10 protein-coding genes are annotated in these 12,573 nt (G+C 66.5%); 4 read left to right on the top strand and 6 right to left on the bottom strand.

The genetic code is table 11. From position 1 onward, the window contains the following. Positions 1 to 132: 132 nt before the first annotated feature. Positions 133 to 1,941 carry a DNA mismatch repair endonuclease MutL gene (mutL, locus tag A3840_RS15180; protein WP_067458630.1) on the top strand — a complete coding sequence of 603 codons (1,809 nt, stop codon included), beginning with the start codon at positions 133 to 135 and terminating at the stop codon, positions 1,939 to 1,941. Then, positions 1,938 to 3,491, top strand: a complete 1,554-nt coding sequence (locus A3840_RS15175; protein ID WP_067458627.1) for a VOC family protein — start codon at positions 1,938 to 1,940, stop codon at positions 3,489 to 3,491. The genes mutL and A3840_RS15175 overlap by 4 nt, the downstream gene beginning before the upstream one ends. Here A3840_RS15175 and A3840_RS15170 read toward each other — a convergent pair. Beyond that, entirely contained in the window at positions 3,467 to 4,540 is a 1,074-nt protein-coding gene (locus tag A3840_RS15170) for a citrate synthase/methylcitrate synthase (protein WP_067458624.1), read from the bottom strand. The two genes, A3840_RS15175 and A3840_RS15170, sit on opposite strands and share 25 nt — an antisense overlap. 84 nt (positions 4,541 to 4,624) lie before the next feature. Between A3840_RS15170 and A3840_RS15165 the strand changes: the two genes are divergently transcribed. Continuing rightward, positions 4,625 to 5,752 carry a citrate synthase gene (locus tag A3840_RS15165; protein WP_067458621.1) on the top strand — a complete coding sequence of 376 codons (1,128 nt, stop codon included), beginning with the start codon at positions 4,625 to 4,627 and terminating at the stop codon, positions 5,750 to 5,752. Here the strand turns inward: A3840_RS15165 and edd are convergent. The 4 genes from edd to A3840_RS15145 form a co-directional block, all read right to left on the bottom strand. Further along, the gene (edd, locus tag A3840_RS15160; protein WP_067458618.1) at positions 5,745 to 7,559 is read right to left on the bottom strand and encodes a phosphogluconate dehydratase; all 1,815 of its coding nucleotides are present in this window, start codon (positions 7,557 to 7,559) and stop codon (positions 5,745 to 5,747) included. The genes A3840_RS15165 and edd overlap by 8 nt on opposite strands. 123 nt (positions 7,560 to 7,682) lie before the next feature. Beyond that, entirely contained in the window at positions 7,683 to 8,378 is a 696-nt protein-coding gene (pgl, locus tag A3840_RS15155; protein WP_067458616.1) for a 6-phosphogluconolactonase, read from the bottom strand. Next, the gene (gene zwf / locus A3840_RS15150; RefSeq protein ID WP_067458613.1) at positions 8,375 to 9,859 is read right to left on the bottom strand and encodes a glucose-6-phosphate dehydrogenase; all 1,485 of its coding nucleotides are present in this window, start codon (positions 9,857 to 9,859) and stop codon (positions 8,375 to 8,377) included. The genes pgl and zwf overlap by 4 nt, the downstream gene beginning before the upstream one ends. An 11-nt stretch (positions 9,860 to 9,870) precedes the next feature. Beyond that, positions 9,871 to 10,812, bottom strand: a complete 942-nt coding sequence (locus A3840_RS15145) for a glucosamine kinase nucleotide-binding domain-containing protein (protein ID WP_165603194.1) — start codon at positions 10,810 to 10,812, stop codon at positions 9,871 to 9,873. A gap of 266 nt (positions 10,813 to 11,078) precedes the next feature. Between A3840_RS15145 and cobU the strand changes: the two genes are divergently transcribed. Further along, positions 11,079 to 11,615: a bifunctional adenosylcobinamide kinase/adenosylcobinamide-phosphate guanylyltransferase gene (cobU, locus tag A3840_RS15140; protein ID WP_067458608.1), complete on the top strand. Its 537-nt coding sequence runs from the start codon at positions 11,079 to 11,081 to the stop codon at positions 11,613 to 11,615. On the opposite strand, the gene cbiB is transcribed toward cobU, so the two are convergent. Beyond that, positions 11,608 to 12,570, bottom strand: coding sequence for an adenosylcobinamide-phosphate synthase CbiB (gene cbiB, locus A3840_RS15135; protein WP_067458604.1), 963 nt, complete (start codon positions 12,568 to 12,570; stop codon positions 11,608 to 11,610). The genes cobU and cbiB overlap by 8 nt on opposite strands. Positions 12,571 to 12,573 lie beyond the last annotated feature (3 nt).

Genomic DNA, 12,573 nt, shown 5'->3' with positions numbered 1-12,573 from the left:
TCGGGGCTTCCATCGACGTTTCAAACCCGGAGGTTTTTAAACCGGCCGGCACTTCGGCCTGGGCACAAGCGGGCAAAGCGGGTCGGCATGTGAGCCGCCCTGCCCTATATTGGCGGAACAGGAGAATCGCCCTTGCCCATCCGCCAGCTGCCCGAAGACCTGATCAACCGCATCGCCGCCGGCGAAGTGGTGGAAAGACCGGCCAGCGTGGTCAAGGAATTGGTGGAAAATGCCATCGATGCCGGGGCGCGCCGCATCGTCGTCACCACGGCCAATGGCGGCATGGACCTGATCCGCATCGGCGATGACGGACACGGCATGGACGGCACCGACCTCTTGCTCTCGGTCGAACGGCACGCCACCTCCAAGCTCGTGGCCGACGATCTCGACGACATCAAGACCCTGGGCTTTCGCGGCGAGGCCCTGGCCTCGATCGGCTCGGTGGCGCGGCTTTCGGTGGCCTCGCGCCCGGCCGATGCGGAAAGCGGGCTGGTGCTGGTGGTGGACAATGGCCGGCGCTCCGGACCAATGCCGCAGGCGATGAACCGGGGCACGGTGATCGAGGTGCGCGATCTCTTCGCCCAGGTGCCGGCGCGGCGCAAATTCCTCAAGGGCGCCCGCGCCGAGGGCAGCGCGATCACCGACGTGGTCAAGCGCCTGGCCATGGCCAATCCGGAAATCCATTTCGTGCTGGAGGGCAGCGACCGCACCGGCTCCAACTGGCCCGCCGTGTCCGGCGAAGGCGCATTGGCGGCCCGGCTGGGCCAGGTGATGGGCGCCGATTTCGTCGAGAACGCGGTGACCCTGGCCACGCACCGCCATGGAATCGTGGTGGCCGGCATGGCGGGCCTGCCCACCTATACGCGGGCCAATTCGCTCAGCCAGTTCTATTTCGTCAATGGCCGTTCGGTGCGCGACAAGGTGCTGGTGGGCGCGGTGCGCGCCGCCTATGCCGATTATACGTTCCGCGACCGCTTTCCGGTCGTGGCGCTTTATCTGGCCATCGACCCGGCCGAGGTGGACGTCAACGTGCATCCGGCCAAGGCGGAGCTGCGCTTCCGCGACCAGGGGGCGGTGCGCGGCGCGGTGATCCGGGCCATCGGCATGGCGCTGGCCGCCGCCGGCTTCAAGGCCTCGACCAGCGTGGCCGACGATATTCTGGGCGCCTTCACCGCCCCCGAAATGCAGACGCCGCCCATGCCCGCACTGGCCGCTGCGGCACCGGCGCCGGCCGGCGCCTATCGCTGGCAGGGCGAACGCGCGCCGCTCAATCTCGACAATTCGCCCGGCCGGCTTTCCGGCTTCACCGAGCCCAGCGGGCGGGTGGAAGCGGTGGAAAGTGTGCAGGAGGCAGTCGACTACCCGCTGGGCACGGCGCGGGCGCAGATGTTCGACAATTACATCATCGCGCAGAACGATGCGGGCCTCTTGCTGGTGGATCAGCATGCCGCCCATGAACGGCTGGTCTATGAGCGGTTCAAGGCGCAGATGGCCGCCGGCCCGGTGCCCAGCCAGGCGCAGCTCATTCCGGTGATCGTGGAATTGCCGGAGGAAGATTGCGGCCGGCTGGAAGAGGCCGCGCCGGAACTGGAAAAATTCGGGCTCTATCTCGACCGCTTCGGCCCCCGCGCCATTGCCGTGCGCGAAACGCCGGCCATTCTGGGCAATACCGATATTGGCGGACTGATCCGCGACCTGGCCGACGGGCTGGCCGAATGGGACAGCGCGGCGGCGCTGACCGACCGCATGGAAGCGATCATCGCCCGCATGGCCTGCCATGGCTCGGTGCGCTCCGGGCGGCGCCTCAGGGTAGACGAGATGAACGCGCTGCTGCGCGACATGGAGGCAACCCCGCATTCGGGCCAGTGCATCCATGGCCGCCCCACTTACGTGGAACTCAAGAAGGGCGATATCGAGCGCCTGTTCGGGAGAAGCCGATGACCTCGGGCATCCATCACGTCACGCTCATCACCGGCGATGTGCAGGCCAATGTCGATTTCTATGCCGGCTTTCTCGGGCTGCGCCTGGTCAAGCGCACCGGCGGCTACGAGGATGCAAGGCAATTGCACCTGTTCTACGGCGATCGTGCCGCCTCGCCGGGCTCGCTCGTCACCTTTCTCGTCTGGCAGGGCGGCTCGTCGGGTCAGGCCGGGGCCGGACAGGTCAGCGAGATCGCGCTGGCTGTGGCGCCGGGCGCCATCGGCTATTGGCTGGAACGGGCGCTGACCCATCAGGTGAAGGTCGAAGGCACGGGCCAGGAATTCGGCGAAACCGTGCTGCGGCTGCGCGATCCGGACAATGTGCTGGTCAAGCTGGTCAGCGCCAGCCTGCCGGCGCTGGACATGCCGGCGGGCGATATCCCGCCCGAGCAGCGGATCCGGCGCATCAGGGGGGTGACGCTGCTCTCCGAAGTGCAGGAGGAAACATCGGCCTTTCTCGGTCGCTTCGGCTTCCGGCCCGATGCCGCGGAAGGGCCGGTGCAGCGGCTGGTTTCCGATATCGGCGATGTCATCGACGTGCGCGAGGCCGCCGGCTTCTGGCCGGGCGCGCCGGGCACGGGCACGGCCGACCACGTTGCCCTGCGGGCCGCCGACGCGCAGGAGGTCGAGGCGGTGGAAGCGGAATTGCGGCGGCGCAATTCCAGTCTCACCAATCTGCACGATCGGCATTATTTCACCTCGCTCTATGTGCGCGAGCCGGGCAATGTGCTGATCGAAATGGCCAGCGACGGCCCCGGCTTTACCCTGGACGAGACGCTGGAGACGCTCGGCACGACCCTGTTCATGCCGCCGGACACACCCGACCCCGACGCCATGAAGGTCATGCTGCCGCAATTCGGCCTGCCGGGCGAAGAACGGGTGGTCTATCGCGATCTCATCTACAAGCATCGCTTCTTCACGCCCGACATGCCCGACGGCTCGACTCTGGCATTGCTCCATGGCACGGGCGGGGACGAGGCCGATTTGATGCCGCTGGCGCATCGCGCCGCACCGCGGGCGACCCTGTTGGGGCTGCGCGGCCGCAGCACCGAAACCGGCTCGCGGCGCTGGTTCCGCTCCTTCGGTCCGTCCATCTTCGACCAGAAGGATATCCGCTTCGAATCCGGAGCGCTGAACGCCTTTTTCGAGGAGGCGCGCGCCGCCTATGGGTTCGACGCCGACACGCTGGCCGCCCTGGGCTATTCCAACGGTGCAAATCTCTTGGCCGCCGCCATGCTGCTGCATCCGCACATGCCGCGCCGGGCCATATTGCTGCGGCCGGCCATGGTGCTGGATGCGGCGCCCGAAACCGATCTTCGCGGTGCGGCGATGTTGCTGGTGCTGGGCGCGGACGACGCCTTCCGCGCGCAGGGCGAAAAGCTGGCCGAAGCGCTGGCGGCAGCAGGGGCCGATGTCACCACGCGCGTGGTCGCGGGCGGGCACATGCTCGGGGACGAGGATGCGCCCGCCATTGCCGACTGGCTGGGTCAGGCGGCCTTGGGGCCGACATAGATCGATTGCGGGCGGATCAGGCGGCCCTTGGCGATCTGCTCATGGGCATGGGCGATCCAGCCGCCGACACGGCCGGTAGCAAAGATGCCGGTAAAGGCCTCGCGGGGAAAGCCCAGGGCTTCGAGCAGGAGGGCGGTGAAGAATTCCACATTGGTCTCGAGCGTCCGGCCCGGCTTGGCGAAACGCAACAGGGCCAGGGCCTCGCGCTCCACTGCCTCGGCCAGGGCCAGGCGCCCGGCATTCATGCCGCCCGCCGCGCCAAGGCGCTGCAATGCGCCCTTGAGCGCATCGGCCCGCGGGTCGCGGACCCGGTAGATGCGATGGCCGAAGCCCATCAGCCGCTCGCCCTTTGCCAATTCGCTCGCCAGCCAGCCGCCGGCCTTGTCGGGAGCACCGATGGCATCGAGCATGTCGAGCACCGGTCCGGGCGCCCCGCCATGCAGCGGCCCTTTGAGCGCACCGAGCGCGGCAAGCACGGAGGACGTGTATCCGGCGCGGGTCGAGGCCACCACGCGGGCGGCGAAGGTGGAGGCATTGAGCCCGTGATCGGCCACCGTGACCAGATAGGTCTCCAGCGCCAGAACCGCAGCGGCGCTGGCAGGCGTTGCATTGAGCATGGCCAGCATGTCGGCGGCATGGTTGCGCGTCGCGTCCGGGGCAATCGCATCCTCTCCGGCCTTGCGGCGGATCAGGGCCGGCAGGAACACGGCCGGCGCGGCAGTCAGCAGCAGGGCGGTGGACTTATCCTCGCCATCGGGGAGCCGTGCCATAAGGGCGCGAAGGCCCTCGGTCAGGGAAAGGGCGAGGAGGTCACTGTCGATATGAGCAACGTGATGAAAGGCACGCAGCCGCGCCTGGCCAAGACGTGTCCTGATGGTTTTTTCGTCTTCCCCGAGCAGGTCGGCATAGAGCAGGGCCAGCACGCCCTCATAGCTGGTCTTGCCGGCCAGTTCGTCCAGCCGGCGGCCACAGATCACCAGGCGGCCATTGAGCCCATCGACTTCGGACAAAGTGGTTTCGGCGGCAATGACATCGTCGAGGCCGGACATGTTGCGTCTCCTTGTTGTTCCGGCCTAGATTGAGACAATCAAGATTGACGTCAATCTTGATGGAATTGATCAATGTGAGGTCGGATGAGCTGGATCAGCGCGGAAGCCGCCCTGGGGCTCCTGGGCACCAAGCCGCAGACGCTCTATGCCAATGTCAGCCGGGGGCGGATCGCGGCGCGGCCCGATCCGCAGGATCCGCGGCGCAGCCTTTACCGGGCGGAGGATGTCGAGCGGCTGGCGGCGCGGCAGCGGGGACGCCGCCCGGCACAGCAGGTGGCGGCCGAAACCATTGCCTGGGGCGAGCCGGTGCTGCCCACCGAGATTTCCGCCATCGTGGATGGCCGCCTGATGCTGCGCGGCGAGGATGCCATCGCTCTCGCCGAAACGGCCACGCTGGAGGATATCGCCCGGCATCTCTGGCAGGCCTCGCACCGGCCGGATCTGACGGGAAGCACAGATTTGGGCGTGCCTGGCCTGCGCAGCGCCTATCTCGCCATGGCCGAACTGGCGGCCACCCAGATGCCCACGCCGGGCCGGGCCCGCGCCGTGCTGATCGATGAGGCGGAGGCGGCCTTGGCGACCATGGCCACCGCCCTGGCCGGCCCCGGCGCGGCGCCGATGCATGAACGGCTGGCCGCGTGCTGGGGCCGCCCGGAAGCGGCCGATCCGCTGCGCCGCGCGCTGGTTCTGCTGGCCGAGCACGAACTCAATGCCTCGACCTTCGCCGCGCGCGTCACCGCCTCGACCGGCGCGCCGCTCGCCGCGGCGGTGCTGACGGGGCTGGCGGCGCTTTCCGGGCCGCTCCACGGCACGGCCAGCCAAAGCCTGGGCCCGCTCCATGATCATGCCCGGCGCGCCGGCGCGGAAAGCGCCGTCATCGCCACGCTGGGCTATGGCCAGGGCCTGCCCTGTTTCGGGCACAAGCTCTATGAGGATGGCGACAGCCGCGCCGCGGCCCTGCTCGGCGCCATGACCGTGCCGCCGCTCTTTTCCGAACTCATGGCGGAAGGCGAAAGGCTGAGCGGAGAAAAGCCCAATATCGATTTCGCGCTGGCGGCGCTGACCCAGGCCTATGAACTGCCCGAGGACGCGCCATTGCAAATCTTCGCGCTGGCGCGCAGCGTGGGCTGGCTGGCCCACGCGCTGGAGCAGATCGAGACCGGCGCCCTGATCCGGCCGCGGGCGCGCTATGTGGGCCCGGCGCCTAGCTGAAGACGCTCGCCCCGCGATCGGCGACGCCGACCAGATTGCGGAAGCCGGCGAAGAGTTCTCGGCCCATGCCGAAATGCTGGCTGCGCAAATCTTCGGTGGCGGGCGTGCGGGAGAAGAACTCCTTCTCGTCGCCCAGGAAGGTCAGCGTGCCCTCATTGGCATCGAGCCGGATCATGTCGCCATCGCGGATCTTGCTGATGGGGCCGCCATCGACGGCTTCCGGCGTCATGTGGATGGCGGCGGGCACCTTGCCCGAGGCACCGGACATGCGGCCATCGGTGAGCAGGGCCACCTTGAAGCCGCGATCCTGGAGCACGCCGAGCGCCGGAGTGAGCTTGTGCAATTCGGGCATGCCGAGGGCCCTGGGACCGGAGAAGCGCACCACGGCGATCATGTCGCCGGTCAGTTCGCCCGCCTTGAAGGCGGCCTGCAAACCTTCCTGGCCATGAAAGACGCGGGCCGGCGCTTCGATGACGCGATGTTCCGGCTTGACCGCCGAAACCTTGATCACCGAGCGACCGAGATTGCCCTTGAGCAGCTTGAGCCCCCCGGTGGGCTGGAACGGCGCCTTCACGCTGGTCAGCACCTTGGGAAGCGCGCTTTGCTCGGGGGCGGGCTCGAATGTCAGCGCTTCCTCGATGAGCTTGGCTTCGACCGTATAGCCGGAAAGGCCGGTGCCCCAGACGGTCTTAACGTCCTCGTGCAGATAGCCGCCTTCCAGCAATTCCTTGATGAGATAGCCCATGCCGCCGGCGGCATGGAAATGGTTCACGTCGGCGACGCCATTGGGATAGACGCGGGCCAGCAAGGGGGTAGCATCGGACAGGTCGCTCATGTCGTCCCAGGTCACCTGAAGCCCGGCAGCGGCGGCCATGGCGATCAGGTGCATGGTGTGGTTGGTGGAGCCGCCGGTGGCATGCAGACCCACCAGGCCGTTGACGATGGCCTTTTCGTCGAGGATGTGGCCGATGGGCGTGTAATTATTGCCTTCCTTGGTCAGCGACAGGGCGCGGCGGGTCGCTTCACGGGTCAGGGCATCGCGCAGGGGCGTGCCGGGATTGACGAAGCTGGCGCCCGGCAGGTGCAAGCCCATGATCTCCATGAGCATCTGGTTGGAATTGGCCGTGCCGTAGAAGGTGCAGGTGCCTGCCGAATGGTAGGACTTGCTTTCGGCCTCCAGCAATTCGGCGCGGCCGACCTTGCCCTCCATATAGAGCTGGCGGACCTTGCTCTTTTCGTCATTGGGCAGGCCGGACGGCATAGGGCCGGCGGGGATGAAGACGGCCGGCAGGTGCCCGAAGCTCAGCGCGCCGATGACGAGGCCGGGCACGATCTTGTCGCAGATGCCGAGATAGACGGCGGCGTCGAACATGTTGTGGCTGAGGGCGATGGCCGTGGACATGGCGATGACGTCGCGGGAAAACAGCGACAAATCCATGCCCGGCTGCCCCTGGGTGACTCCGTCGCACATGGCCGGTACGCCGCCGGCGACCTGGGCCGTGGCCCCCATCTCGCGCGCGGCTTCCTTGATGATGTCGGGATAGAATTGATAGGGCTGATGGGCGCTCAGCATGTCGTTATAGGAGGTAACGATGCCCAGATTGAGCGCCCTGTTGCCGGCGAGAGCCGCCTTTTCGGATGGCGAGCAGGCGGCGAAACCGTGGGCGAGATTGCCGCAGGACAGCGCGCTGCGATAGACGCCCTGCTCCTTGGCGGCATCGAGCCGATTGAGATAATCGCGTCTCGTGTCACGGCTGCGCGCGGCGATGCGGTCTGTCACGTCCTGGATGGCCTGGCGGACATTCATGGCAAGTCTCCAATAGCTCGCAAGGGCGCGCCAGAAGGGGGCCGCTGGCGCGGTATGCCTTGCATGACAAACTGGCAAATCCACAGGCGGCCAGGGCGGTCGATTGGGGACCGCCCCAGGGGCTTATGGGCACCAGTAAACAGAAATCGGCGCGCCGGAGCGCAGCACGGCCCTTATGGGCATGTCCTCGACCGCGCCATCGCCCAGCGCGGCGTCGAGCACCCGGGCCTTTTCCTCGCCCTCGATGTGCAGGTAAAGCCCATCGGTTTCGAGCAGGCGCGGCAGCGTGAAGGTAATGCGGGGCTCGCCGGCGCCGGGCGCGCGGATGGCCAGCGTGGGTCCCTCGGCCGTCAGCGCCTCGGCGAGCGTATCGCCGCCGGGGAAGAAGGAGGCCGTATGCCCGTCATTGCCCATGCCCAGGATCACCGCCGCGAAAGGTTCCGGCAATTGCGCCATGAGCGCATTGGTCCTGGCGACCTGGGTCGCGTCAGGCTCGGCGCCCCCCGAATAGAGGGGGAAGAACTTCGCAACAGCCGCGGGGCCTTGCAGCATCTTCTCGTTGACGAGGCCGGCATTGGAGCGGTCGCTGGTTTCATCGACCCAGCGTTCGTCCACCAGCGTCACGACGACCTTGTCCCATTCGATGTCCTTGGTCTTGCCCAGCGCCTGGAAGAACTTTCCGGGGGTGGACCCGCCGCTCACCGCAATCGCGGCGCTGCCGCGTTCGGCGATGGCAGTGCGGATGCGATCGGCCACCGATTCCGCCAATTCCTTGACGAGCGTCGGCTTGTCGGCAAAGCTGCGGCGGTCGATGCTCATGAATTGGGGCCCTCATACCAGGTGCGGCCATCGCGTTCGATCAGCGCCACGGCGCCGCTGGGACCCCAGGTGCCGGCCGTATAGGTCTGCGGCGGCTCGGAGGAGCGATCCCAGGCCTCGCGGATCGGATCGACCCATTGCCAGGCCGCTTCCAGCTCGTCGCGGCGCATGAACAGGGTCTGGCTGCCGCGAATGACGTCCATGAGCAGGCGCTCATAGGCCTCCGGGGTGCGCTCGGTAAACGTCTCGGCGAAGGACAGGTTGAGCGGCACTTCGCGCAGGCGCATGCCGCCGGGGCCCGGATCCTTGATCATCATCATCAGCTTGACGCCTTCGTCGGGCTGCAGTCGGATGATCAGCTTGTTGGGCTTGGGCGCGCCTTCGGCGTGGTCGAAGATGGAATGGGGGATCGGCTTGAACTGGATGCAAATCTCGGAGACCCGCTCGGCCATGCGCTTGCCGGTGCGCAGATAGAAGGGCACGCCGGCCCAGCGCCAATTGTCGATATGGGCCTTGAGCGCCACGAAGGTCTCGGTGCGGCTGCCTTTCTTCTCCTCGGGCAATTCGTCCTGATAGGAGGCGACAGCAGCGGTTTCCGACTTCACGCCGCGATATTGGCCGCGCACGGTTTCGCGGGCGACCTCACCATTGGTTATGGGGCGCAGCGCCCGCAGGACCTTGAGCTTTTCGTCGCGCAGGGCATTGGCGTCGTCGTTTGCAGGCGGTTCCATGGCCACAAGGCAGAGCAATTGCAACATGTGGTTCTGGATCATGTCGCGGAGAGCGCCGCTCTCGTCATAATAGCCGCGCGTGCCGGCGCCGACGCTCTCGGCCACAGTCAATTGCACATGGTCGATATGGGCCGAGTTCCAGACGGGCTCGAACAAGGTATTGGCGAAGCGCAGCGCCAACAGGTTCTGCACCGTTTCCTTACCCAGGTAATGGTCGATGCGGTAAACCTGATCTTCCTTGAAAATCTTGGCCACGCCGTCATTGATTTCCTGGCTGGAGGCCAGATCGTGGCCCAGCGGCTTCTCGATCACCACGCGAGCATCGCGGCGATAGAGCTTCTTCTTGGACAGATATTCGGCGATGGGCTCGAACAGGTCGGGCGCCACGGCCAGGTAGAAGGCGCGGATGACCTTGGGGTCGTCGCGCAGGGCAGCGCCCAGATCACCGGATTCGTCGGGCTTGCTGGCATCCACCGGCACATAGGTGCAGATGGAGACGAACTTCTTGATCGCCTCGGCGTCCTGATAGCCCTTTTCGACGAATTGCTCGAGCGCCTCGCGCACCAGCTTCTGGAATTCGGCCTCGCTGAGCTTGGAGCGCGAGGCGCCGATGATGCGGCTCTGCTCGTCGAACTGCCCATCCAGGAAGCGGTGATAGAGCGCCGGCACCAGCTTGCGCTTGGTGAGGTCGCCGGTGGCGCCGAACACCACGTAGTCGAAAGGCTGGACGGGAATGATGCGGCTGGACAAGAGAGCTTCCCTTAGTTCGAGGCGAAATTCTGCCGGGCGAGGATCACCGCGCCATGCAGGGGTTCGTATTTGGGCAAGGCGACAAAATCGCCGTAGAGCCGTTGCAGGTTCGGAAACAGCCGCTGGCCGAGGCCGCCGACAATGGCCATGACCTTGGCGCCATGGCCTTTGAACCAGTTCACATAGGTATCGATATAGCCCATTTCGATATCGAGCATCCGGGCGGCGACGGGATCGTCCTTTTCCAGATATTCGAACCAGAGTGGCATGAGCTTGCCGAATTCGCCCGGGGCGCGCCCGATCAACGCGTCGTCGCAGCCCTCCGAGCCATCGCGGCTGAGAAGCTTGAGGTCCATTTCGGTGGCGAAAGCCCATGTCATGGCCGCCTGGTTGGAGCCGCCAAGGGCGGCGATGACCGCCTTGGTCAGCGGCGAGGCCGCGACCAGGCCATCCTCGGCCTCGACCGAATAGCGGACGAGTTCACGGCCCAGAATGGCCCCGCTCATCTGGTCGCCGATATGAAAGCCCCAGCCGCCAGCCTGATGGCGCTTGCCTGCGACGATAGACATGGCGGCCGAGCCGGTGCCGATGATGACGACGCCGCCCTCGGCGCCGCCCAGCGCCCCGGCATGGGCGATGTCGATATCGTCATAGACCTTGACGCCGGCAAAGGGCCATTTGCGCGCCGCAAAGGCGTCCCGGGCCGAATCCATGCGACCGCCCGCCATGCCGAAACAGGCATAGGTATTGGCGGTTTCGGCATAGTCGATGCCGGCGGCCCTGAAGACGTCGCGGGTGCCGTCCAGGATCGCCTTATATGCCGGTTCACCACCGTCGATCTGCAGGTTGGACCGGCCGTTCTTCACTTCGGCCAGGGTCTCAAGCTGATCATTGGCGAGCCGCACCCGGCAATTGGTACCGCCACCATCGACGCCAAGGTAATATCGCGGCACGAACGGCATCTCCGTGGTGGGGGAACGTGGCCGGCGGGCAGGATCTGCGGCCAGTCCCAGATTAGGGGGTCAATTCGGCGCGGACCATAATGCGAAAGGCGTTAAGACGAAAGTATCATATGGCAGAAATCGTTCGGTTGGGGCGTGTTTGCGCGCGACCACTTTGCAAAGCGCCATCCATGCCGGAACGGCTTGCCGCGGCGGCTCGTTGACGCCAAGGTGACAAAAAGCAGCGCGGCCGCGGCGGGCCGCCATGAGGTTACATCATGACACGACATTGCCTCGTCCTGGGCGGCGCCCGCTCCGGCAAGACGGCCTTTGCGGAACGATTGGCGCTGCATGCCGGGGCACGTCCCGCCTATCTGGCCACGGCCGACATGCTGGACAGCGAAATGCGCGACCGGGTCGCCAGCCATCAGGCGAGCCGCGGCGCGCGCTTCACCACGGTGGAAGAGCCGCTCGATCTCTCCCGCGCGATTCTCCGGACCGGGGCCAGCCATGACGTGATTCTGGTCGATTGCCTGACGCTGTGGATCACCAATCTGCTGATGGCCAACGAGGATGTCTCCACCGCCGTGGGCGAGCTCGGCGCGACCCTGATGGAATTCCGCCAGGCCAAGGTGATCCTTGTATCGAACGAGGTCGGGCTCGGCATCGTGCCCGACAATGCCATGGCCCGCACATTCCGCGACCTTGCCGGGTCGGCGCATCAGCGGCTGGCGGAGATTTGCGAGGACGTCTATTTCGTCGCCGCCGGCTTGCCGCTGACCATGAAGGGCGAGGCCCCCGCGCCGATCAGCTGATCCAGAGCATCAGGGCCAGCAGGGCGCTGGCCGCCAGGAGGACGTCCAGCGTCCGGCGATAGAGCAACAGCGCCAGCATGATGTCGCTGGCACCGAGCGCCGCCTTGCCCGTGCCGAAGGCGGGCAGGTCGACCATTTCGCCGTCATAGCTGCGCGGCCCGCCGAGCTGGAAGCCGAGAGCGCCGGCAAAGGCGGATTCCGGCCAGCCGGCATTGGGCGATTCGTGCTTGCGCGCGTCGCGCCGGGCCGTGGCCCAGGCTTTTGACGGGCTGGCCCCGGGCACGAAGAAGCAGGCGATAGTGATAAGCATGGCGGTGAGCCGGGCCGGGATCCAATTCAGCACATCGTCAAGCCTGGCTGCCGCCCAGCCGTAATCGCGATAGCGGTCGTTGAGATGGCCGATCATAGAATCGGCGGTGTTGACGGCCTTGTAGAGGGCAATGCCGGGCAGGCCGAACAGCACGAGAAAGAACCAGGGCGCGACTACGCCGTCCGAGGCGCTCTCGGCCAGGGTCTCCACCGCCGCCCGGGCGACGCCGGCTTCATCGAGAGCCTGCGGATCGCGTCCCACGACATGGCTGACGGCCTCGCGGCCGGCGGAAAGGGATTGACGCAGCGCCTCGGACACGGCCTCGACCGCGCGGCCCAGCTCCTTCTGCGCCAGAAAGGCGGTGGCCAGCAGCATTTCTACCAGCCAGCCGAAAGGCAGCCAGGACAGGATCGTCCTGATCCCGACCGTGACGATGAGCACGCAGAGCAGCAGCAGGGCCAGGGCGACCAAACCCGCCAGCTTGCGCTGCGGGCCGGTGCGCGCATCGGTGTTGAGCCGGATTTCGCAGAAGCTGATCAGCTTGCCGAACCAGACGACCGGATGGCCGATCGTATCCGCCAGCTTCTGCGGATAGCCGAGGCGGCGTTCTATCGCCAGGGCGAGCGGGGCGATGAGGGAATCCATAGC

The organism is Devosia elaeis (genome assembly GCF_001650025.1).
GTDB lineage: Bacteria > Pseudomonadota > Alphaproteobacteria > Rhizobiales > Devosiaceae > Devosia > Devosia elaeis.
This window is presented reverse-complemented; position numbering and strand designations above follow the sequence as displayed.

What these genes read in the sequence shown, in the direction of transcription:
- A3840_RS15175 (WP_067458627.1), top strand. Translation starts at nt 1,938, where the DNA reads ATGACCTCGGGCATCCATCACGTCACGCTCATCACCGGCGATGTGCAG.
- A3840_RS15170 (WP_067458624.1), bottom strand. Translation starts at nt 4,540, where the DNA reads ATGTCCGGCCTCGACGATGTCATTGCCGCCGAAACCACTTTGTCCGAA.
- A3840_RS15165 (WP_067458621.1), top strand. Translation starts at nt 4,625, where the DNA reads ATGAGCTGGATCAGCGCGGAAGCCGCCCTGGGGCTCCTGGGCACCAAG.
- edd (WP_067458618.1), bottom strand. Translation starts at nt 7,559, where the DNA reads ATGAATGTCCGCCAGGCCATCCAGGACGTGACAGACCGCATCGCCGCG.
- pgl (WP_067458616.1), bottom strand. Translation starts at nt 8,378, where the DNA reads ATGAGCATCGACCGCCGCAGCTTTGCCGACAAGCCGACGCTCGTCAAG.
- cobU (WP_067458608.1), top strand. Translation starts at nt 11,079, where the DNA reads ATGACACGACATTGCCTCGTCCTGGGCGGCGCCCGCTCCGGCAAGACG.
- cbiB (WP_067458604.1), bottom strand. Translation starts at nt 12,570, where the DNA reads ATGGATTCCCTCATCGCCCCGCTCGCCCTGGCGATAGAACGCCGCCTC.